The 23,175-nt window shown below is 34.2% G+C and carries 21 protein-coding genes and 1 tRNA gene; 11 read left to right on the forward strand and 11 right to left on the reverse strand.

Going from position 1 to position 23,175, the window contains the following annotated elements; genetic code table 11:
- The first annotated feature begins 130 nt into the window (after positions 1-130).
- Together polA and NBW39_RS00170 are read left to right on the forward strand one after the other, a co-directional pair.
- On the forward strand, positions 131-2,704 hold the full coding sequence (polA, locus tag NBW39_RS00165; RefSeq protein ID WP_250295233.1) for a DNA polymerase I: 2,574 nt from the start codon (positions 131-133) through the stop codon (positions 2,702-2,704).
- 51 nt (positions 2,705-2,755) lie between these two features.
- Entirely contained in the window at positions 2,756-3,844 is a 1,089-nt protein-coding gene (locus NBW39_RS00170; protein ID WP_250295234.1) for a hypothetical protein, read from the forward strand.
- 37 nt (positions 3,845-3,881) lie between these two features.
- Here NBW39_RS00170 and NBW39_RS00175 read toward each other — a convergent pair whose 3' ends face one another.
- Both NBW39_RS00175 and NBW39_RS00180 read right to left on the reverse strand, forming a co-directional pair.
- Complete coding sequence (locus tag NBW39_RS00175; RefSeq protein ID WP_250295806.1) at positions 3,882-4,661, reverse strand: exodeoxyribonuclease III; 780 nt, start codon at positions 4,659-4,661, stop codon at positions 3,882-3,884.
- The gene (locus tag NBW39_RS00180) at positions 4,661-5,368 is read right to left on the reverse strand and encodes a uroporphyrinogen-III synthase (RefSeq protein ID WP_250295235.1); all 708 of its coding nucleotides are present in this window, start codon (positions 5,366-5,368) and stop codon (positions 4,661-4,663) included. The genes NBW39_RS00175 and NBW39_RS00180 overlap by 1 nt, the downstream gene beginning before the upstream one ends.
- A gap of 210 nt (positions 5,369-5,578) precedes the next feature.
- On the opposite strand from NBW39_RS00180, the gene NBW39_RS00185 reads away from it, so the two are divergent.
- The gene (locus tag NBW39_RS00185; protein ID WP_250295237.1) at positions 5,579-6,724 is read left to right on the forward strand and encodes a cation:dicarboxylate symporter family transporter; all 1,146 of its coding nucleotides are present in this window, start codon (positions 5,579-5,581) and stop codon (positions 6,722-6,724) included.
- 78 nt (positions 6,725-6,802) lie between these two features.
- Here the strand turns inward: NBW39_RS00185 and NBW39_RS00190 are convergent, their stop codons facing one another.
- The 3 genes from NBW39_RS00190 to NBW39_RS00200 all read right to left on the reverse strand — a co-directional run bounded on the left by NBW39_RS00190 (position 6,803) and on the right by NBW39_RS00200 (position 8,122).
- Positions 6,803-7,186: a hypothetical protein gene (locus NBW39_RS00190; protein WP_250295238.1), complete on the reverse strand. Its 384-nt coding sequence runs from the start codon at positions 7,184-7,186 to the stop codon at positions 6,803-6,805.
- 291 nt (positions 7,187-7,477) lie between these two features.
- On the reverse strand, positions 7,478-7,750 hold the full coding sequence (locus NBW39_RS00195; RefSeq protein ID WP_250295239.1) for a DUF2610 domain-containing protein: 273 nt from the start codon (positions 7,748-7,750) through the stop codon (positions 7,478-7,480).
- Entirely contained in the window at positions 7,751-8,122 is a 372-nt protein-coding gene (locus tag NBW39_RS00200) for a hypothetical protein (protein ID WP_370273656.1), read from the reverse strand.
- A gap of 101 nt (positions 8,123-8,223) precedes the next feature.
- Between NBW39_RS00200 and NBW39_RS00205 the strand changes: the two genes are divergently transcribed.
- The gene (locus NBW39_RS00205) at positions 8,224-9,270 is read left to right on the forward strand and encodes a class I SAM-dependent methyltransferase (protein ID WP_250295242.1); all 1,047 of its coding nucleotides are present in this window, start codon (positions 8,224-8,226) and stop codon (positions 9,268-9,270) included.
- 124 nt (positions 9,271-9,394) lie between these two features.
- On the opposite strand, the gene NBW39_RS00210 is transcribed toward NBW39_RS00205, so the two are convergent.
- The 4 genes from NBW39_RS00210 to NBW39_RS00225 all read right to left on the reverse strand — a co-directional run bounded on the left by NBW39_RS00210 (position 9,395) and on the right by NBW39_RS00225 (position 12,972).
- Positions 9,395-9,481 (reverse strand) — tRNA-Ser (locus NBW39_RS00210).
- Positions 9,482-9,510: 29 nt separating this feature from the next.
- Positions 9,511-10,317: a DUF2163 domain-containing protein gene (locus NBW39_RS00215; protein WP_250295243.1), complete on the reverse strand. Its 807-nt coding sequence runs from the start codon at positions 10,315-10,317 to the stop codon at positions 9,511-9,513.
- Between the two features lie 395 nt (positions 10,318-10,712).
- Positions 10,713-10,931, reverse strand: coding sequence for a ParD-like family protein (locus NBW39_RS00220; RefSeq protein ID WP_250295244.1), 219 nt, complete (start codon positions 10,929-10,931; stop codon positions 10,713-10,715).
- Between the two features lie 112 nt (positions 10,932-11,043).
- Positions 11,044-12,972: a WD0745 family porin gene (locus tag NBW39_RS00225; RefSeq protein ID WP_250295245.1), complete on the reverse strand. Its 1,929-nt coding sequence runs from the start codon at positions 12,970-12,972 to the stop codon at positions 11,044-11,046.
- A 376-nt stretch (positions 12,973-13,348) separates the two neighbouring features.
- Between NBW39_RS00225 and NBW39_RS00230 the strand changes: the two genes are divergently transcribed.
- On the forward strand, positions 13,349-14,533 hold the full coding sequence (locus NBW39_RS00230; protein WP_250295246.1) for a lipase family protein: 1,185 nt from the start codon (positions 13,349-13,351) through the stop codon (positions 14,531-14,533).
- A 68-nt stretch (positions 14,534-14,601) separates the two neighbouring features.
- Here NBW39_RS00230 and NBW39_RS00235 read toward each other — a convergent pair whose 3' ends face one another.
- Together NBW39_RS00235 and era are read right to left on the reverse strand one after the other, a co-directional pair.
- The gene (locus NBW39_RS00235) at positions 14,602-15,396 is read right to left on the reverse strand and encodes a 3'-5' exonuclease (protein WP_370273659.1); all 795 of its coding nucleotides are present in this window, start codon (positions 15,394-15,396) and stop codon (positions 14,602-14,604) included.
- Positions 15,389-16,273, reverse strand: coding sequence for a GTPase Era (era, locus tag NBW39_RS00240; RefSeq protein WP_250295247.1), 885 nt, complete (start codon positions 16,271-16,273; stop codon positions 15,389-15,391). Before era ends, NBW39_RS00235 begins: the two co-directional genes overlap by 8 nt.
- 794 nt (positions 16,274-17,067) lie before the next feature.
- Between era and NBW39_RS00245 the strand changes: the two genes are divergently transcribed.
- The 6 genes from NBW39_RS00245 to NBW39_RS00270 all read left to right on the forward strand — a co-directional run bounded on the left by NBW39_RS00245 (position 17,068) and on the right by NBW39_RS00270 (position 23,166).
- On the forward strand, positions 17,068-17,940 hold the full coding sequence (locus tag NBW39_RS00245; RefSeq protein ID WP_250294632.1) for an IS982 family transposase: 873 nt from the start codon (positions 17,068-17,070) through the stop codon (positions 17,938-17,940).
- A 589-nt stretch (positions 17,941-18,529) separates the two neighbouring features.
- The gene (locus NBW39_RS00250; protein WP_250295807.1) at positions 18,530-19,222 is read left to right on the forward strand and encodes a phosphatidylserine decarboxylase; all 693 of its coding nucleotides are present in this window, start codon (positions 18,530-18,532) and stop codon (positions 19,220-19,222) included.
- A complete protein-coding gene (locus tag NBW39_RS00255; RefSeq protein WP_250295248.1) occupies positions 19,219-19,989 on the forward strand; it encodes a CDP-alcohol phosphatidyltransferase family protein in 771 nt (256 codons plus the stop codon). Before NBW39_RS00250 ends, NBW39_RS00255 begins: the two co-directional genes overlap by 4 nt.
- 22 nt (positions 19,990-20,011) lie before the next feature.
- Positions 20,012-21,355: an alanine/glycine:cation symporter family protein gene (locus NBW39_RS00260; protein WP_250295249.1), complete on the forward strand. Its 1,344-nt coding sequence runs from the start codon at positions 20,012-20,014 to the stop codon at positions 21,353-21,355.
- A gap of 1 nt (position 21,356) precedes the next feature.
- The gene (locus NBW39_RS00265) at positions 21,357-22,823 is read left to right on the forward strand and encodes an alanine/glycine:cation symporter family protein (protein WP_250295250.1); all 1,467 of its coding nucleotides are present in this window, start codon (positions 21,357-21,359) and stop codon (positions 22,821-22,823) included.
- Positions 22,824-22,833: 10 nt separating this feature from the next.
- On the forward strand, positions 22,834-23,166 hold the full coding sequence (locus NBW39_RS00270) for a hypothetical protein (protein ID WP_250295251.1): 333 nt from the start codon (positions 22,834-22,836) through the stop codon (positions 23,164-23,166).
- The last annotated feature ends 9 nt before the right edge of the window (positions 23,167-23,175 follow it).

Consider the following 23,175-nt stretch of genomic DNA (forward strand, 5'->3'; position numbering starts at 1 on the left):
ATAAGTATATATTTTAATTTAAATACTATGTACTAATCAACAAAAACTTTGCTTCTATATAAATAGTGATATATTACTTGATTTTTGCAGCTAAATAGTAGACCATCAAAGGCACACACAAATATCTACAATGAAAGAAAAAACTTTCACAATCATAGATGGCTATGGTTTTCTTTTCAGAGCTTACTATGTACTACCTCACTTAATTACCACAACAGGAATGCCAATAGGTGGTGTATATGGCTTTCTGAATATGGTTCTTAAGTACATTGCCCATTCGGACTACTTAACTATAGCACTTGATGTAGGGAAAAAGAATTTTAGGCACAATTTATATCCTGAGTACAAAGCAAACAGAGTAACGCCTCCTGAGGATCTAATTCCACAGTTCACCATACTGAGGGAAGCTGTAGAAGCTTTTAACCTCAGCTATGAAGAAATTGAAGGTTATGAAGCAGATGACATAATCGCAACACTAGCTGCAAAATACGCCAACCACCAAGACTTTAAAGTGGTAGTCGTTTCATCAGATAAAGATTTGTTTCAACTCTTGAACCACAATATTTTAATATTCGACCCCATTAAAAATATATACATAGATGAAAAACAAATAGTAGAAAAATTTGGTGTAAATTCAAACAAACTTCTTGATTTATTTTCTCTAACTGGTGATGCATCTGATAACATTCCAGGCGTTCCAGGAATAGGGCCGAAGACTGCAGCTAAATTACTAGATGAATTTGATTCGTTGAATAATATTATAGAGAACATTGATAATATCGAGCAAACAAGGATACGTAATATCCTCACCGAACATAAGGAAAAAGCACTAATTTCAAGAGAACTTTTGTCACTATGCGAAAAAGTAGACCTTCAACATGATATTGCAAAATATGAAGTCCATTCTCCAAATATGGAGAAACTATTATCCTTTTTAAAGAAGTATGAATTCAATTCCTTAATAGGTAAAACGGAAAAGCTTTTTTCTTACAATGGATCTAGCACAGAAAAGAAAACAGAATATAGTAGTGAAGAGTTAGAGAAATTTTTGGAGCATTGTAGATATGAAGGCAAAATTGCAATTCATTACCACCTTGAAAACAATGTATTAAGTCTATCTTATAGCGAAAGTAATATTTTTTGTATAGAGCAAGACAGCATACAAGATGCACTCATTATAATTAACTCAACTTTACTCTCAAATGGAGCGCTTAAAATAATACATAACATTAAAGAGATGAGGAAAATCTTCCCTGCAGTAGAGAAGATGCTAGATTCAGTTGATGATTTGATGATAATGTCATATAGCTTAGACACAGGAAAGCATGATCACAGTATTCCAAACATAGTTGCGCATAATTTGAGTGAAAATGCAGAAATTTTCTCGGCAAAAACTTTAATAGCAATTCATGAAAAGCTAAAGCAAAGGTTATTTCAGGAAAAATTGTTCACAATTTACGAGCGCTTCGATAAGCCACTTATGAAAGTAATATTTGATATGGAGAAAAATGGGATATTACTGAACATACAAAAATTACAGGAATTGTCCGATAAATTTCAGCAGGTAATCGCTGTACTTGAGAATGACATATATAACTTGGCAGGGGAAAGATTTAATATTGCTTCGCCAAAGCAATTAAGTGATGTTTTATTTAATAAAATGGGGCTAAGTAAAAAGAAGAAGTCAAAGTCTGGATCGTATAGCACCAATTATGAAGTTCTAGAGGCACTCGAAGAAGAAGGGGTAGAAATTGCAGGTAAAATTTTAAGTTGGCGACATTCAAGTAAATTAAAAGGCACTTACACTGATGCATTAATAAAGCAGGTTGATCCACTTAATGGTAGGATACACACAAGCTTTTCAACGACTGCAACTGCAACTGGAAGGCTGAGCTCCGGCAATCCTAATTTACAAAATATTCCTATCAGAAGTGAAGAAGGAAATTTCATCAGACAAGCATTTATTGCGCCAAAAGGATGCAAAATAATCTCTGCTGACTATTCACAAGTAGAACTAAGACTCCTGGCACACGTTGCAAATGTTACCGCATTTAAAGAAGCTTTTGCAAACAGGCAAGATATTCATGATATCACTGCAAGACAAGTTTTTGGAGTGCAAGAAATAGATGAGCAATTAAGACGCAAAGCAAAATCCATTAATTTTGGAATTATATATGGCATTAGTCCATTTGGCCTTGCAAAGCGGCTTGGTATTACCTTTCAGGAGGCTGCTGAATACATTAATTACTATTTTTCTTGTTACCCAGAAATAAAAGCCTATATGGAAAAAGTAGTGTCTATCGCAAGGCAACATGGCTATGTCGAAACTTTGTTTGGTAGAAGATGTTTTGTAAGAGACATAAATAATAAAATTCCTTATATAAGACAATTTGCAGAAAGAGCAGCAATAAATGCACCACTGCAGGGAACTGCCGCTGATATAATAAAACGCGCGATGATTCAGCTTTTTGATCAGTTAAAAGTAGGTAAAATAATCCTCCAAGTTCACGATGAACTACTGGTTGAAGTAGAAGACGAAAAGGTACAAGAAACAGCAAAACTTATGAAAGACGTAATGGAAAATGCAATAGAAATTTCTGTACCACTTGAAGTAGAAATAAAAATTGGCGACAACTGGGGTCTAAATTCTCTTAATTATGACTTAAACATCGTGAATTCTAGGAGTATAAATCATTTGAACTAATACGAAAAATATGCTATAATTATGGCATAGGTAAATGCAAATAGGTCAGTTATGCCAGATATAAAACGAACTTTACCAGAAAAAAAACAAAGGCTATTTACTCAGCTAACTAACAAAGATGAGAAAATTTCTGAAAAAGAGGAGCACCAGTTAATCTATCGTGCTTTCTTAGATATTTTAGAAAATCCAGAGAAGCAAACGCAACAGGAAATAGAAAAGAAGAAACAGAAATTGAAAGAAGAACTTTCAAATCAAGAATTACAGAGTAATCTGAAGTCATTAGATAAACGATTAGAGCGATTACAGAATGGAAATGAAAAGAAAATTTTTACTTTTATATCAAAAAATCATGAAGGTATATTCAATAATATTAATCAAGAAGATATAAAGTTACTAAGTGAAGAGAATTTTTGTCAGCTTTTACTTTCTGTATTTGAAAAAATTAGAAAAGAAAATTTAGCTAATGAAGAGAATTTAAAGAATGGCAAAATAGAAAAAGCAGTAGCTGAATGTGTAGCTGATATACGCGGTACAGAAGCTAAAGATTCACTCATAAAGCTTCTCGGGTGGCCGCTTGGAGTAAAGGTAGATCCTAAAAACTTTTTTGGCTCTTTTAAAGACGGGTTATTAGAGAAGGTGCCATTTTTCGGTAAAGACAAGAAAGAAGAGGATGAACCACCACTCAGTGATGAAGAGATGGTAACAACGTTCTTACGTAAGATCTTTCTTCCTATTCTTTTTTCCATTGCTTCAATATCAATTTTTGGTCCTACTACACTTGCGGTAGTTGCTGCTGCTATTGGTGCAATATTTGCTATAAAAGGAGGAGTGGGAGTTCTTTTTTCAAATGACAAAAAAGGTACTTTATATAACCCTCATTCGCAAGATGAAAAGAAAAAAGAAGGATGGGATGGGAAAATTCTTGATGGTATCAATACAATTTTAAAAACCCCAGTTGAGAAAGCTAAAGGGAGTGAGCAAGTTACTTCGGTAGGAAAAGAAAAGAGTGAACAACAGCCTGTTCCTGAGAAAGCTTCCCAGAAAAATGAAAAGAGTGAACAACAACCTAAGCCTGTGTTTGAACAAGTTACTTTAGATCAGCAAGCTAAAAACAAAGGGCAACAACCAAGTAATACCTAAGTTTGCCAATAAAGTGAGTTGTGTAAGAGGTCTACTATTATTCTATAGCACATACAACAGGAGTATGATCAGACGGATTTTCTAGCTTACGCAATCTATCATCTATGTAGCATGTTTCCAATTTATCTACAGCTTGTGGCGATAACAGCATATAATCTATTCGCATTCCTTGATTGTTTCTGAGTGAATTGCCTTGATAATGCCACCAAGTGAATTGTTGCAAATTTGGGTGGGATATTCTAAACGCGTCTTTAAACCCAAGATTCAAGACTGCTCTTAACTTCTCATGTTCTTTTATATGAAAGCATACTTGGCCATTCAATAAATTTGAATCAAAAACATCAATTTCATCCAGTGCAACATTATAATCGCCAGCTATAATAGTTAACTCTTCATTCTTCAACAAAGTGCTCATCCTTTCATATAGGTTATCAAAAAACTTGAGTTTATATTCAAATGCGTGAGAGTCCAGGCTTTGACCGTTTGGAACGTATACACTTCCTACCCTTATCTTATAATTGGTGTGTTTTATCACACATTCTATATAACGTGCTTCTTGATGACCTTCTACAATGTCAATTTTCAGTTTTTCCAGTATCGGATATTTAGATAAAACACAAACGCCATTTCTTGCAACTTGTCCATAGATAGCATATTCATATCCTAACTTTTCTATCTCTGCATAAGGAAATTGCTCTTCCGTACATTTTATCTCTTGCAGCAAAATTATATCTATCTGACTATCAACTATAAAACTACAAAGTTGATTAACTCTTTTACGTATGGAGTTTACGTTCCAAGTTGCAATCTTTAGCATCAACAATCCTTATTAATTATATCAATTAAACTCTCCCCAGTAGGCAACCTCGATGTTATAATTTTTTTCCATTTGATTAACTTTAAACTATCAGCAATGTTTTTACTCATGGTATATGCAATTATATTGCTCATCACATGAGATAGCCCACTTTTTAGAGCTAATGAGCAAAATATCCTTGCTGTCTGTGAGGAAAAAAAAGCAACACTATCAATTTTACCATCCAACAGCAAATTTTTACACCTATTAGTTAGACTCCTTTTAATAATTGTTTTATAGAGTACAACTTCTCTTACGTTAAAATCTTCTTCAGATAATCTCTTTTTTAGGTCACATGATACTTCTTGTCCCCTTATATACAAGAACTTTATTGCGTTTGAATAATGAGCTTTTATGAATGATATCAGACCATCAACGTTGCTGTCTGCTGAGATTATATCAGAAAATCCCAAATTTTTTGCAGCCTGCATGGTTGAATTACCAACCGTAATAATCGGAAAGTCATCCTCTTTGCATATTTGACTAAAAGCCTTTACACTGTTTTTACTTGTGGATATTACAACATCAAATTCGTGCACAGATATATCAGGATTTAAGTGTTTTATTGTGAATACTGGTTCTATAAAAACTTTGTATCCATACTTTCTCAATATATTTCTTGTACTCAACGAATCCAATAAAGGCCTCGTCAATAAAATAGACTTCATTCTGATTTGCTCTACTATCGGTAAGATAATATCCTTTATAAATAAATTACTAAATAAAAATTTTCGAGCAGATTATATTTCTTATTACCAATGCTAAACTTCATTAAAGTTTTGTAACTAAGCCTTATGGAAATTTTGCAAAAAGATAAATGTTCATTTTTATTTATAAAAATTTAAAGTAGACTAGCCTCATCAATTGTTACACTAGGTATGTTGCTACTGCTTCTTATTGTTTTTATTTCTTCACTTTTGTTTGGAAATTTCGTTCCTGTTGATGTAAAGATTTTTTTATACTCGGTGAGCTTGAGCATTAAAGAAATTTTAAGCTTTACAATGCCTTTTATCATCTTTTCTTTAATGTTCAATAGCATTAATAGCTTAAAGAATGCAGCAATTAAATTCGTTATATTACTACTGGCAACAGTTTTCTTATCAAATTTGCTTTCAAGCCTTGTTGGTTACCTCACAGGCTATATTATTATACAAAATTTTCACATTGATTCTGGAATAGAGCTGCCGCAAAATGCGCTGAGCAGTTTATGGGAATTTAAATTGTCAACATTGGTCTCAAGTTTTCACGCTCTATTACTTGGATTCATTGCTGGAATAACTGTACGTAAAATCATTCCACAAAAGAGTGATATTATCGCTAAAAAATTAGCAGATATAGCATTCTTTCTTCTCAAGAGAGTATTAATTCCTATTATGCCTGTATTTATATTAGGTTTTATCTTAAAGTTGCAACATGATAGGGTGTTATTAACTATTTTCAGAGATTATATTGTAATCTTTATTATTATGATAATTATTATATACGTTTATGTTATATTATTGTATGGAGTTGCAAGTTCATTTAGAGTGAAAGATTGGCTAGCTAGCATGAAAAATATGTTACCTGCACTAATAACAGCAATCGCAACATCATCTAGTAGTGCCACAATACCTGTTACTTTAGAGGGAAGTAAAAAAAATGTAAAGGAACCTAATATAGTAGATTCCATTGTTCCTGTCATTGCAAGTACCAATTCCATTGGCAATTGTTTCTGTATTATCGTTCTAGCTTTGGTAATTATGGAATCATTTGGTACTCAACCCTTAACAATATGGGAGCACGTGGGTTTCTTATCATATTTTTTGCTGCTGAAGTTTACTGCTGCAGCGCCAGGCAGTAATATAATTGTGGTGCTTGGAATTCTTGAGGAGTATTTAAAGTTTTCTCCAAGCATGTTATCGTTAATAACTGCAATTTACGTAATTCTTAACCCTATTACCACTGGTGCAAATGTTGCTGGAGATGGCGCGTTGGTTATTATGTTTACTAAATTTTACAAGAGGTTTTTTGTGAAAGGGAAATAGGTAGCTTTAAGATAAAATATTATTTGTCTGAACACCGCTTTCTTGTTATTAATTAAGTAAAGTATGTTGCAAGTGTGCTTATATTTTTGTGATACTGATTACATTGAACTCTTTTGAACCATTCCATTCATCTGGAGTTATATTGAATACTAATTCTCTCTCATCTAAAGATAAAGTTCCATTATCTATCTTATAGTTATTTGTATAACACTTTTTGATTCTGCTATCTTCTATCCTCTCTTCTATTTGTAAAGATTTTGGATTAAGCATTATATCTTTATGTACGTTTCCATCGGAACGTATATATGTATATAAGTTTTTGAATACCAAATTCTCATATGCATCACGTTCTACTACATATGTACTAAGATCTGTAAGATCTCGATTATCCGTATTATATTCAGATATTATATAATAAGCATCATCCTCAAAAAAATCTGGGTGACTGTTTAAAAAATCCATACACTAACCTCTTTTATCATTAAACTATTAATATTATAGCTAATACTTATATATAAGTCAATACAAATTAATTTATTAATACTTAAGCTTATACTCCTGCAGTATTTGAAGAGTGATCCTCAAGGACGTTTTTTGCTTGTGGTTGGCTGATCATAGTCTGAACGATATTGGCTGCCATAATAACACAGCCTAGAATGAAAAAAGCAGTAGAAATAAAATGAAAGGACAAAAAGTAAGGGCAAGCTATTTGAATGACAGGAAGAAGATATTGGATGATAAGAGAGCAGTTTGCTATCGCTCTTTATCATTATTACTAACCACAGTAATGGCATATGCGCATAACTCTGAGAAAGAGACTCCATTTTCTTGAGATAATTTATATAATTTTTGTAGACTTTCTTTTACTTTATTAGGGATATTCCCTCCACGCTCTTTTACAAGCCAAGAATCTTGATGATGAATTGGATGAGCATCACTTTTTGGATTTCCTATGTATATTGCAAAAGGTGAACTTTGCCCTTTGAAGTCACATTGTACAGTAAATTTTTTTATAGATTCAGCCATCTAAAGACCTCTACTTTTCTTTTTGGTCGATTTTATAGCAGGTGGAAGAGGTGGTTTCTTTATAAAATCTTGTCTATTGACAACACTTTCTTTACCTTCTAAAGCTCGGCGAACATCAGCTCTGCTTAATTGCGACTCTTTTGCTACCTTCATTCCATGCTTTGCCATAATATTAGCATATGCTAGTACTTTTTTTACCAATTCTAGATCACCATTTAGCATTTGAACTAGCACTTGAAACACTTCCGCTAAAGTTAGTCCATCAGCATTTATAACCTTGTTTTCTATAAAATTGACAGCTTCTTCAAATTTGTATTCAATACTATCATCTTGAGGTATAAGGGCAACATAATCGGTGTTTTTGTCGTCCATAACTGAAGCACTATTACTCACAAACTTAAGTTTATACTATATATATAAATACTCTACTATTTTATATTATGGCACGCTATAGTTAAACATTTATTAATAACATGCTCACTTATATACATGAATTAATTGACAAAAGTCAAGGATCAATATCCATCAGTGATTTCATGAATGCCGTTTTGTATCACGAAAAACACGGCTATTACATGAGTAAATCACCACTTGGTAAGGATGGTGATTTTACTACCGCGCCTGAGATCAGCCAATTATTTGGTGAAGTAATTGCAGTTTGGATAATGCATACATGGGAAAAATTAGGAAAGCCATCAAAATTTTCTCTAGTTGAACTTGGGCCAGGCAAAGGAACACTCATTCACGATATAATAAGAGTCACTAAAAAATACAGCAGCTTTTTTAATTCAATGTTGATCCACTTAGTTGAAATAAGCCCTACTTTACGGAAGATACAAAAGGAAAAATTAAAAGGCTTAGATGTTAATTGGCACAAAAATATTGACGACCTACCAGAACAACCAACCATTTTTTTAGCAAATGAGTTCTTTGACGCTCTTCCGATAGATCAGTTTGTATATCGTGATGAGAGGTGGTATGAAAATATGGTAACAAAACAAGATGATGGCAGTCTCTTGGTGTCATGCCAGTGCGTGACACTAGAATCCAAAAAAAAAGAATCATGGATTCCTGTGTCAGCTACTTGCATGACAGGGGGTTTCGATGGTGCAGTGGTGGAAATATGTTCAACTGGAGTTGAAATATTAAAAAAACTTGAGAAGAAGATATATAATCATAAAGGAGCTGCTCTGATTATAGATTATGGTTATGTATATCCTGGATATAAGAGCACTTTGCAATCGATAAAACAACATAAGTATGCTAATTTTCTTGAGAATGTTGGTAATAGTGATATTACCGCACTTGTGAACTTTCAAGCATTAAAAGATTCATTAAAATACGTAGATTGCGAGATTTTAACTCAAAGAGAATTTTTATACCTTTTTGGCATAAAAGAAAGAACCCAGGCTTTAATTAAAAGCGCAAGTGATGAACAAAAGAATAGGATCTTTAGTGAATTCCTAAGATTGACTGAAAATATGGGCACTCTTTTTAAAGCAATGCTATTGATAGCATAGCTAAAGTAATTTATGTTATTGGGTAAGTTAAAAACATAATATAAATAAGATAAGAGAGAGCTACTCACTATAGGAATAGAGTTGTGCGCGACCGAGGGTTTTATACTATTCTAGAAGTAACATACGGAAAGGGGGGGATTTGAACCCCCGACATATTTTCATATGTGCACGCTTTCCAAGCGTGTGCTTTAGACCGCTCAGCCACCTTTCCATGTATTCATGATATTGAAAATTGTGCTGCTAAACAATATAAAAACCTGGTATATAGGGTTCACCACGAAAATTCACAGTATTGTTAAACTTGCTTCTGCAAGTTGGAAATGTTTTATCGCAACCTGCAAGTATTGAATATTTATCTCCAGCAAAAATTTGGTATGGAGGCGCAGTAAACAATGTAACTACTTTATTTTTATATTCTTTTACTACACCTTCAAATGCTGTTGAGCCAAAGAATTTTACTACTCCGTGCTTATAATATTCATCACTCTCAGTTAAATTCGTGTCTTCAAATCTTCTTTCGTCTATTACTTTAGTGATTGTACTTATTTTACTAAATTTTTTAGTATCGGCTTTACATTTATCATCGCAAAATTGTGCTCTGCATGCAGGAGAGTATAATTCTGCTATGCTTCTCTCAAGCTTTGCTGAGAGCCCTCTAATTTCAGCAATAAATCTTCCACTACTTAATGTCACTTTACCAAAAATTCCTGAATGTAGATTCATTGTTCCCTGGGTCAAGTCTTTATAATTGACAAGAAATATTTCAATATTTGCAAAGTCGTACTTTCCTGATAAAACATCTTCTTCTTTAATATCAGCACTATTTAATATCCCTTCAATTTCTAGATTATCAGTTTTTAAATCGCTGTTTAATATTATACTACTGGCTGTAAATCCACTTGAAGATTTATAGAGTATATTATCAATATTTAAATCTTCATCATAGTCAGTGAATCCCATTACTTCTCCACCTGCGAGCTTTAATTTCCAGCACGTAGCGGTGGTAAGTAATTCTCCAGCTAAATGATTTTTTAGTGTGGTTTGCATAGGGGCCTCCTGCTTAATTGATTAAATTTGAAAGTAGCTATACGGCCAGTAGAATAAGGGCAGTGTGTTCTTTTCTCATCATCTAAGTAGCCATAAAGCGTCATTCCGGTGACCATAGGGTGTCATTCCAGTGCTTGACATACAGCTGTACAAACATTTGTTTGTAAAGGCAGTATGTTAAGTGTTATAGCCGGTTTTGCCTCAAAGGCAGTGCCTTGACTACTTGGATCCAGAAAAATTGATTGTGCATTATACAACATTTTCGATCAAAAGCTGGATTCCAGTGTCAAGCACTGGAATGACAGGAGAGGGGTGCTGGGATAACAAGGAGAGAAATACTGGTATGACAAAAATTGGCACTGAGACGATAGAAAAGGAGCACTTATGGAATATGGCTACAAAGGCTTATACTCCTCAACATCACCTGATTTTGCATCCTCGATGCCTGAAAGGATTTCTTTAATGATGTTATAGCTTAGCTCAGGGTTATCTTCAACAACTTGACCAATTTTAGCCCAATGCTCGATTTGTTGTGGTACGGAACGATTTTGTAACATGGAATGGGACTGTACTATTTCCTCAAATTCTCCATCAAGATTTACTGTTATATCCATGATATTGTTACTTCTACTTTAAGCTATTGTACCATATATTGAAAATTTTTTCAATATAAAATTTTCATCTGGAAATACACACCACATTCAAGCTGTGGTGTGTACTGACTGGCTAGAAAGAAAACTTCACACCAGTGAGCAGAAGAACCCCTTGGTTAGAAGGTACATCAGCATCAGACTTATCTTTCAGCTTACCTGTTTCGTCAGTCATAAAATAATGAAGAGCTGCATAAGGAACAAATTTGCTCTTACTGCATGCAGGAGATAGATCATATTGAACGCCAAGTGCGCCATCGTGAAGCATATCTCCATCATTCATTCTGCTGCCAAAGTACGTCAAACTTGTGTAGATATTCTCATGTTGATACCCAGCTCCTACAGTCCAGTACATTGTATCCTTGTCATTAAATTGCTTTAAGCCATCTTTTCTAGCAGTATCAGTAATATCTTTATATTCTTTTGAAGTAGGGTCAAATTCCTTAACACTCTTAGGTTGACCAGATTTGCCCAAATATGCAAAAGAGGCAGCAAATTTTACGCCTTGATCTTCATTAATCTTATAATCAGCGCTTACACCCAAATTAACACCCATCAGGTCATTATACTTCACAAATTCCTTATAAAGATGCTTATCTTTACTTGGTTGCTTTGGAAAGCCATATTCACCAACTACGGAAGTTTTAACTTTTATATTATGTTTACTAAAGTCATATTCATATGACGCACCAGCACTTATTATATGCTGGTAATCTGGTCCAACATGTCTTAACGTTTCCTCATGCTTTACCCCTGTTACCTCATCACTTGAATCTTTGAGGAGATTTGGAGCTATTTCTTTTACAACGGATAAACCACTATCGTAGCGAGGTGAGTAGCTAATACCAAATCTTGCACCCATATAATTTGGTGAGTAGTAAGCAGCTCTAAACGGCAATGTGGTCATAACCTCTTTGTTATACTTTCCTGCCATACGAAAGGAGAACTTTTCGCTCTCGCTCGAGAAGCTTTCAGTGTAAAGACGTGGTGTTACGTAAAATGGAAAGTTTGCAGCACTTCCTTCTAAGTTCACTTTTCTGAACCAGTCACTATCTGCAGCTCCATCAACAGTTGCAATTCTTGTTGCATCAAGTCTCATCAGAGACTCAGGACCAAACTGATAGCCAAGTTTCAGATCACCATATTGTGAATTTAAGAATACATGCGCACTTCTACCTCTTGCAGCATTCACGCCTTGTGAAGCTCCTTTACCTTCAGTAACTGGAACATGGAATTGCACATCAGCACCATAACGAAGACCAATATCCTCATTTTTATTTTCAGCTCTTAAGTGCAATATTGCATCTGAAATCATGCCCATGTTTTCACTGTAATCACCAATATTCCCTATCCCTTTAGGAAATATTGGATTTGCTCCTCTTATACTATCTTCAGCATTGTTAAAATAATCTCTAGATTTACCTGGCATAACATTATAATGGTTATAGCCACTTAGCCCATGGTTACCATAACCTTGAGAATCAACAACGCCACCGAAAGTTATTCTCAAACCATCCCCTTGATTGGTATTGATAATATCAACCCCACCAACTGAAACAACAGGATTTGCCTTCTGTACATCCTGATTAACAACTTTCACATTCTCTTGAATCTTAGCTTTAGAACCCTTAGTTTTTGACTTTTCTACATTAGAATTTTTAACTTTCAGGGCTTTCGCTTTTGAAGCTTCTATAAGTTTTGCTTTTTTCTCATTTGCTAGCCTGATCTCCTCTTTTTTCTTCTGCTCGGCTGCTAATCTTAGCTCCTCTTTTTTCTTAAGCTCTTCAGCTTTTTTTCTTGGATCAGCATTACATATTCTGTCCATCTTTTCTTTTAGTTTTTTATTTGATGTTTTCATAACTTCCATTTTTCCAGAAGTTTTTGTGCTCTCTTGCTTTTTTATTTCCTTCATACTCTCATCAGGAAAGTCAGCTGCAAAGCTGCCGAAAGAACATAAAGTTAATAAAGAAACTAGAGCAGTTCTAGTATACATAGACTTTTTCATAGAAGTGCCCCCAAAAAATTTCGAAATCATTGTCTTAAATGTAAATATATAAAAATGTTGAAAATTCAACTTAAAGCAACCTTATAGCAAAAACAAAAGTAAAATGCAACACTTTAAAGACAACTTTTTTAATATGCCCAACGTGTATATTAACTAAAATTTAGCACAGAGGTTAATATTTTTTGCCTGTTAGTGCATTATAACTCTACTACTTATTCTATGGAAGTAAATTTTTTTATTCTAACAATAGTAATTGAAAGGAAAAGAAACTATAGCTATGTTAAAAAAATAAATTATGAAAAACACTATTGACAATAATATCAATCTACATTATAGTTAAATAAAGTTGTTTAGTTTTAAATAGATCGAGGTATTTATGGATTTTAGTTTTTTACGCAATTGGTTTAGTACCACAAGTACTGGTGCAAGTAGTATAGATTCACAATTAGAACAATCAAGCTCTATCTTAGCAGATGACGGCAAATGTAAGATAGAAGAATATGATGATGAATTTGAGATCATTGAAGATTATGAATTTATAAATCCTCGTGACCCAAATGAACCACATTCTTTACCTTCTTCTTACCAGATAGATGAAAGTATCGCAGAAATTGCAGGCTTTGACAAAGAGAAATTATTAGAGATGTGCACTTTCTCTAAGATGACCTACGGTAATAATGATCCAATGTTATCGAAAGCAGGATATAAAACTAAAGCTGAATTTATTAATGAAGGCTATAATATCATTCCATTTTATTACAATAACCCAAAATGCGCCGGTTTTGTTTTTGCAAAAGATAAAGAAATAACTATAGCTTATCACGGTACTCAAGACCGTCATGATGTTATAACCGATCTAAACGCAGTGTTTACTACTTCGAAATTTTTACCTGAAGGTGGAAGAATGCATAGCGGTTTCTATAATACATTTACAGGTTCATGGCGTAGTCTTTATAAAGTATTAAAAACTCATGCTGAAAAACAAGGATCAGAAATCAAAGATTTTAAAATCAATCTCACAGGTCACAGTATGGGAGGAGCTGTTGCTAAGATAGCTGCTTTATGCCTCAACAAAACAGAAGGAGCTGAAGATATCCATGTTGCAACTTTTGGTGATCCAAGGGTTTTTGACCTGACTGCCAGTGAACTTTATAATGATGTTCTTCAAGAAAAAACCATTAGAGTAACTCAACATAGACAAGACCCAGTGCCAGCGGTATCACCTGGTGTTTTTGGTTATGCTCATGTAGGTGCACAATTAAGAGTATCCGTACCGGAAGAATACACTGCCCATAAAATAGATGGTTATTACCAAGCTATCAATAGCATTGAGGAAAAAGACTTCAAGTCAAATAATAGTGTATCTCTTTTTTACTATCCTGTTAGAGCACTAAACCGAATTAATTGTGCGATTTTAGGTAATGTTCAATATTGCGCTGCCAATTTGGTAAATTATATTGTTGGTGGGTCAAATTTTTTCGAAGAAGTAAAAAATAAAAATTCTTCTCAGCTTGAACAAGCAGAAGTTGAGAGTTCTTTGTCTACTGCAAGGGGTGTATAACTATTACTATGGAGCAATTATTAGATTGCTCCATAATATCTATTCATTTAAATTCAATATAAAAGTTTTCACCACAACCATTCTTCTTTAAATTTCTTCAGATGTTCTTTTTTTTCGCACTCTAAAAGCAGCTCTTCCACGCTTTTGTTGTAGCTTTCAGTAGTAATCCTTCCCTGATGATGCATGAACCTCAAGTAAATCAAATAAGTGTTAATTACATCTGTTTCACAATAATCTCGAATCTCTTGTATCTTGCCACTATCGTATAAACCCATAACTTGTGATCCATCAACTCCAATCTTACCAGGAAGATTAAATGCTGCACAAACTTCGTTCATTTTTACTCTCGCAGAAGCTCCAAAATCAGAGAGAGATTCAAGCAAATCACAATGCCAATCACTACTATATCTTTGATTATAGCTATTCCATTTATCGCCAGCTTTATGAAAATATTCCGCTTGAATGCCATGGACCATAGCACGATACTTCAGCACTGGTATATCAAAAGTGCGTCCGTTGAACGAAACTAATCTTGGCTTTTTTTCTGATATGTAGTTAAAAAATCCTTTCACTAGCTCCTTTTCACTGGAATTTAGTGTGCCTCCAGATCTTATTTCTTGCAGTGTAAACACCTCATAACCGCTCTGATAGCTTATACTGCAAAGTAAAAAACTAATAACTACAATTTGGTGAAAAGGCTGACGCAAAAAAGAGTTTTGCCCGTTTGTTATTTCGAGATGATATTTTGTTAATGCATCCCTCTTCTCTTCTACACTACTATCGTCACTAATATTGAGTAAATTCTTGCAGGAGTTTACATCTGGTATAGTTTCAATATCAAATACTAATAAAGAATTAAGCATTGCCTATATACTCCTCCGGACGGTCGATCCAAGGTCGCACTTTTACAAATAAAAAGAGGTGTACCTTGCACTCAAATAATTTTTCTAGTTCAGCACGCGCTTCGATATTAATTTTCTTAATATTACTGCCATCTTTTCCTAGCACTATTTTTTTATGACTATCTTTCAACACAAATATTATCTGTTTTATGACTAAACTCTTATCTTTTTTTTCCTCAAATTGTTCAGTTATAACAGCTGTAGAATATGGCAATTCTTCACGCAAATTCAAGAATAATTTTTCTCTCGTAATTTCTGCTGATAAAAAATTTGTCGAGGAATCGGTTATTTGATCTTCTTCATAAAACCAAGGGCTCACCGGTGCAACTTCAGACAAGTAATTCATCAAATTAGAAAGTCCATCATTCTTTAATGCTGATATCGTAAAAACTTTTTCAAATTTATAAAGCAAATTCAGATGCTCATGCGCCATCTTGAGTTCTGGCCTTTTTACCAAATCAGTTTTATTGATAACCAAAATGCATCTGCCTTTTGTACGTTGCAGCCGCGCAAATATGGTCTTGATTCTTTCTATATTTTTCAAATAATTGCTTGCATCGATAAGCAACAAAGTGATGTCATCACCCTTGATTGCTGACCATGCAGACTTGACTAAAGCTTTTTCAAGTTTTGTTTCTGCTGAGAAAATTCCCGGGGAATCAGTAAAGACAATTTGTGTGTTGTTGCATGTTACAATACCCCTTATTTGCGTCCTTGTTGTTTGCACTTTAGGGGTAACAATTGCAATTTTCTTGCCTATGATGCTGTTAATTAATGTAGACTTCCCAGCATTTGGTAAGCCAGCTATGGTTACAAATAAGCATTTTTGTTCTTTCACAAAGGAAATTATAAAGAAAACTGGATGCCTGCGTCAAGCCACTTATAGGCAATAAATTTACACAAAGTGCTATCAAGCAGAGCGATCGTATCATATACGTAAAATGTTCTGTTTTGTATATAACCAAAGCCTTTCAACAGTAAGGCGAGTATGGTAGTAGGTATATAACAGATCTCTTGCATAACTGTTGTTTGAGTAACAAATGTCAGCGTAGGCCATAAAAACTTACTTGACAAACTCCGCCAGCCCCCTTATCATGAAACTGAAGGTATTTTGTTATCTTCATCTGTGCAGATTAAACAGCAAGAAAACAACGTAGTTGGCGTCTTATTTTTAATTTTTTGCACTATGTGCACCTTATGTCTTCACAACATTTCTGGGTTTTTACCCATATAAGCTGAAACGCGCTGTTTAAGACAGTATAGTACGCCAATTTGCAGGATTAGAGAGTGAACACTAATTACTACGGGGTTTCTTTTGCCTTTTTTTCTGCTTAGTAAATTTCTTAAACATTTTAGCTAAGGTGAGTTGCACTTAAAAGCAGCTAAATTGCAGTGTTTAAGACTTAAAAAACGCCAAATACTGAAAATAAACAATGACCAGGGCTTCTTTTGCCTTTTTTTCCGTTTGGTGAATTTCTTAATGTTTGTGGCTAAAGACTGCATGAATGTTGCAATTACAAAAGCGATCTCTACTAGGAACCTCAGTTATGGATTAGAAAATAGATAAAAGTATAACTAAGAAGAGGGAAACAGGGTAAACTCGAGTATTTTAGTAATAATAAGAGGTTACACATGAAGAAAGATATTACAGAACTGTACTGTTGCGTCGAGGATTTTTGTCGTGCGGTAGATGATAATTTTGCAAATAGGTTCTTATCAAACGGCAAAAAACCAACCAGAGTACCAGAAATAGCGCACTCAGAAATTCTAACCATAATCCTATTATACCATAAATCACCATGTAAAAACTTCAAGGCTTTTTATCTTTGTTATCTTCAGTTATTCTATAGATCAGAGTTTTCAAAGCTGCCTTCATATCACAGATTTATTGCCTTAAAGCCGCGAGTTTTGTGGTATTTAGCATTACTTTTGCAATGGTTTTGTGAACAAGCAAAAATGACCGGGATTTCCTACATAGATTCTACTTCAATAGCAGTATGCCATCGAAAAAGAATCTCAAGAAATAAGGTTTTCAAAGGATTAGCAGAGTTAGGAAAGAATACTTACGGCTGGTTTTTTGGTTTTAAATTACATGTAGTAATCAATGAAATAGGTGAAATTCAAGGTGTTACGCTAACCAGAGGTAACGTCGATGACAGAAAACCTGTACCAACTCTAACCAAAAAACTAACTGGACTTTTGTTTGGAGATAAGGGCTATATAAAGAAAGAGCTCTTTGAGAAACTATTCGATAGAGGTCTAAAACTCGTCACTAAAGTGAAAAAAGGTATGAAAAATGCACTGATTTCGCTGAAAGAGAAGATTTTACTAGGGAAAAGATCGATTGTTGAAACGGTTTTTGGCTGCCTAAAAAACAAATTTGAACTTGAGCACACTCGGCATAGATCCACAGTAAATTTCTTGGTACATATTTTTTCTACCCTCATTTCTTATTCAATGCAATCGAAAAAGCCCTGTATTTCTCAGCTTTACTTCGTTGGTTAATCCATAACTGGGGTTAGGAGGGTGTCATCCCAGTGCTTGACACTGGTTTATTATGCAGCCACTTATTTAAAGTTAAGTTTTTTGGATCCCAGTACTGGGATGACACCGTCATAAGGTTAAATTAGATCCCAGTGTCACGCACTGGGATGACATTATAGGGGCTACTGGGATGATAGGGGAAGGAGGCTACTGGGATAACAAGAAGAGGGCTACTTGGATGATACCGTCATGAAGCACTGGGATGACAAAGGAGTTGCCTTTTTTCTACTTAGTTTGGGTTATGCAAGAAGTCTAATGTCAATACTTTCAGGTACCTTTAAATTTTTTCCAACTACATAATAACTCTCGTGTTCTTAAATATTGCAACATTTGCTCAAGAAATACATTCATACCATCTGGGTAAGGTCAGGTTTTTATTGCCCACATGATTGAACAAAGTCACACAAATAAAAATTAAAAAAAAACATAGTTGATTCTAAATTACAAATTGAATTTGAAAAATACTATAGTATAAGCTCTCTTAAAAAAAGCTTTTCATGAGGAGTGATAGATGATAAGTTGTTAATAGTAGATTATTGTGAATAAGATTATGTGTTTTGGTTTACCTAATATAAATAGGGAAGGTTATTCATTTATAGTAGTTTCCTTTATAGTAACGTGTATAGCATTCTCTATATCTTGGGGATTTGGTGTTACGTGCTTGTTTCCGACATTATTATGTACTTATTTCTTTCGTGATCCAGCAAGAGCTGTGCCAAGCAATAAGGATCTTATATTAAGTCCTGCTGATGGTGTGATTTCAAAAATTGAAGAAGTTAATTATCCTTTATCGGCAGAAAATGGAGAAGAGAAGAAGTTCACACTTGTTAGCATATTTTTAAGTGTTTTGAACGTCCATGTGAACCGTATACCAATATCTGGTACGATAAAGGAAATGAGTTATAAAAAAGGCAAGTTTGTATCCGCAATGAGCAATAGGTCTAGTAATGAAAATGAGAAGCAGGTTATTGTAATTGAGTATCAAAAGGAAAAAGAAATTATTGTAGAACAAATAGCTGGATTAATTGCACGTCGTATCGTTTGTAATTTAGGAGTATCCCAGAACGTAAAAGCAGGTGAAAGGTTTGGAATTATAAGATTTGGCAGTAGAGTGAATATTTATGTTCCTGCTGATATAGAAGTAAGAGTTTCAGAAGGGCAAACTGTTATTGGTGGTGAAACAATTATAGCAAACTTAAATAAGGAAAACGTTCAAGAGAAGCTTACTTTTGACGTTATATGAATAACGATGGAAGTAACAGTAGATTCTTACCTATTACTAAATTATTCCCAAATTTTATAACTTTATTGGGTTTATGTTCTGGTCTCACTTCACTTAAATTTACATTTAATGAACAATGGGAATTCTCAGTAATTTTTATCATCATTGCAGCAATAATAGATGGAATGGATGGCAGAATAGCTAGAATTCTAAAATCAACTAGCGATTTTGGAGCCCAGCTTGATTCTTTTGCAGATTTTCTAAATTTTGGTGCAGCGCCTGCATTTCTTTTGTATTTTTGGAAGCTAAACGAAATCAAAGTCATAGGTTGGATTTTAGTAATGATATACGTAATCTGCATATCAATAAGACTTGCAAGATTTAATGTTTCGCTACACTCAGAACAACCATACTGGAAAAAATTTTTCTTTTCTGGTGTTCCAGCTCCAGTGTGTGCTTTACTTTCTTTGTTGCCAATAATTATTACCTTTCAATCTCATGAGAGTGAATACTTACTTCTCATAGAGCGATTTTTTAACACAAGAAACGTAGCTTGTTACTTTCTGGCCATTTCATTTTTTTCGATAAGTCACATTCCAACTTTCTCCGCAAAATATATTTATATTCCCAAAAGCCTATCCTATATATTTGTGTCATTTTTTGGAGTACTTATTGTGTTTTTCATCAGTAAGCCCTGGATGACTCTACCAATTTTAGGTATAGTATATACACTTACTATTCCAATAAGCATCGGGTTTTACATATATTTTACATATACAACTCGTTAGCTAACAAAAAATAGAAAACTGCATGATTTTGAAGATAAGTGGACTATTAAATTCATTTCTGTACATAAAGATATTCAACATTCCATTTATAATTATTTGGGTAATTGCAACTGGAGTTTTTTGTACGGTTCGGTTCAAATTCATTAACTTTAGATTATTCAAGCATGGAGTACAGACGCTATTTAATCTAAAGTGTAATGGTAATAACAATGGTATCATCACTCATATTCAAGCGTTTGCAACAGTAATTTCAGGGACAGTTGGCCTTGGAACAATATCAGGAGTTGCAATAGCTATCACAATAGGAGGTCCAAGTGCAGTTTTTTGGATGGTAATTACCGGAATACTTGGTATGTCGATAAAGTTTGCCGAGGTGGTGCTTGCATTCACTTATCGCTCTGAAAATACAACTGGCGGGGCTTTTTATTACATGAAGTACGGGCTTGCAAAAATTGGATTTGCAAAAACTGGTAGATTTCTTGCCTTCACTTATGCGATTATGCTACTTATTGCAATGATTTTGGGCGGTATACCATTTCAAGCAAATCAGATAGCAGCATTGTCAAATAACCTCTTCGAATACAACGTGTCCATTATCATATCCTTGCTTGTCTTAATTGTAATATTGGGAGGAATAAAGCGCATTGCTTTCGTTTCAACAAGCTTAGCACCAATTATGATAGTGCTATATGTGGGTATGTGTATATATTTAATTTATGTAAACGGAAGTAACTTGCTGAATGCTTTATCCATAATATTCCAAGACATCTTTAACAAATCAGCTATAGGAGGCGGAGTATTGAGCGGATTAATAGCCGGAGTGAGAAGATCAGTGTTTGCTAACGAAGCAGGTACCGGAACAGCAGCTATAGCACATTCAACTGTAAAAGAAGAAGATCCAATTAAAGTTGGATGCGTTGCAATGATTGCACCACTTATAGACACAATATTAATCTCATTTTTGACTGGTATCGTGATAATTATTACTGGTATGCATAGCACTGATAACGTGGGTGATATTACACTAATTAGTTCGGTATTTTCAACAGTTTTGCCCTTGTTCAGCAAGTTAGTTTTTCCGCTAATGATGTTTTCCTTTGCATTTTCTACAATAATAGCTTATTGTTACTACTGTGAAGTTGCTCTGCTGTATTTATTTGGTAATAAAAAAATACTGATACCGTTCCAAATTCTTATAGTGGTTTCAGTGTATATTAGTTGTATGTCAAAAAACATAGAATTTATATCTTACCTAGGCGACAGTTTGTTCATGTGCCTTATGATTCCAAATGCTGTTGCAATATATCTACTAAGAAGGGAAGTTTTGAATACAATAGATTCTTATTACAATTCTAAAGGGTATTAACATGATTTATAGATTACTTTGTATGGTGTTATTTTGCCTATTGTTTAATGATGTGTACGCTGCTTCAGGTTTTTATGAAAGTTATGATGCTGTGTTGAATGGAATAAATAACTTCATGAATGAAGTGCTGTTTTTCAAAATCCTTTACGTGCCATTTATAATCTTTCTACTAGCTTTTGGTTATGTGTTTCTAACATTACGTTTTGGATTTCTCAACATAAGAATGTTTAAGCATGCGTTTGCTATTTTATGTGGAAAATATGACACGAATCACCATGATGGTCATATTACGCATTTTCAGGCATTTATGACTGCACTTTCAAGCACAGTAGGCCTTGGAACTGTTGCTGGAGTCGCAATTGCAGTTTCAATGGGAGGGCCAGGAGCGGTGCCTTGGATGATGATTACAGGTTTTTTTGGTATGTCAGCAAAATTTGCCGAAGTGACTTTAGCATTTAGACATAGAACAGAAGATCAGGAGCAATTGTTTAGTGGTCCCTTTCAGTATATAAGGAATGGTCTGGAGGAATTTGGATTTAAAAAACTTGGTATTGTTTTAGCTGCAATATATGCAGTATTCTTTGTATTATCAGGTCTTGGTGGAAGTGTAGCGTTTCAAACCAACCAAATGGTTTCAATATTATCTGGCTATTCAAGTTGGGTAGATGGTCACTCTTGGTTTTTTTCTTCCATAATCTCTGCGCTGCTTGCTCTAGTGATTATTGGCGGAATTAAAAGGATAGCTAGAGTATCTTCTGCACTAGTGCCTATTATGTCACTCATATATATATGTAGCTGCATTGTTATTATTGGATTTAATATCCACAATCTTGGTCACACATTTAAGATATTATTTTCCAGCATGATAGATTTTAATGCTGTTGGCGGAGGGATGGTAGGAGCATTTATTGCTGGAATTCAAAGAGCAATTTTTGCCAGCGAAGCAGGTGTTGGCTCTGCTGCAATTACTCATGCAACAACTAAAGATGAAGAACCAGTAAGAACTGGACTAGTCGCTATGATAGAACCATGCTTTGACACAATGTTAATTTGCTGTTTAACAGGAATAACAATAGTAATAACAGGTGCATACCAGACTAGTGTTGGTGAAGGGATATTAATTACTCAAAAGGCATTTGAAACTGTTTCTCCATGGTTTCCTATACTTTTAGCCATAGCTGCACCTTTATTTGCATTTTCTTCAATAATTTCATTTGTATATTGTTGTGAAATGGGGTGGCTATATTTATTCGGTGCAAAAAGTATAGTGATATATCGCATAGCGGTAATAATTGTGGCGTTTTTCTCTGGCCTTTCTAAAGATATAATGGCTATTGCCAATATCGGTGGAACTTTGTTCTCTTGTTTAGCTCTCATCAACATGACAGCGCTTATACTGTTTAGTAATCAGATTAACGATGAAGTTCAGTGCTACCTAAAAAGGCTGAGGAATAATAAAATTAATTAAATTTTGGCATATGAAGGTACAACAACAGGTGTCATTTCAGTACCATCTTCTTGTCATTCCAGTAGCTGACACGCAATTGTACGAACTTTATATTTTAAAGCAACATGTACAACTAATGGTGTCATCCCAGTGGCATCTTCTTGTCATAGCAAAACTCCCTCTTGTCATCCCAAAACTCTTTCTTGTCATCCCAGTGCGTGACACTGGGATCTATTTTGCATATAGTTCCACCATAGTGTTATGTTTTAATGTAAAATTTTATATTTATCTACTAGGTTCGTTTGCGAACAAAGTTCGCTGGATCCCAGTGGGCTTTGTTGCATCGCACTTTATGAGATGGTGATTTATGGTA

Source organism: Wolbachia endosymbiont of Oedothorax gibbosus (assembly GCF_936270435.1).
In the GTDB taxonomy this organism is placed as follows: domain Bacteria; phylum Pseudomonadota; class Alphaproteobacteria; order Rickettsiales; family Anaplasmataceae; genus Wolbachia.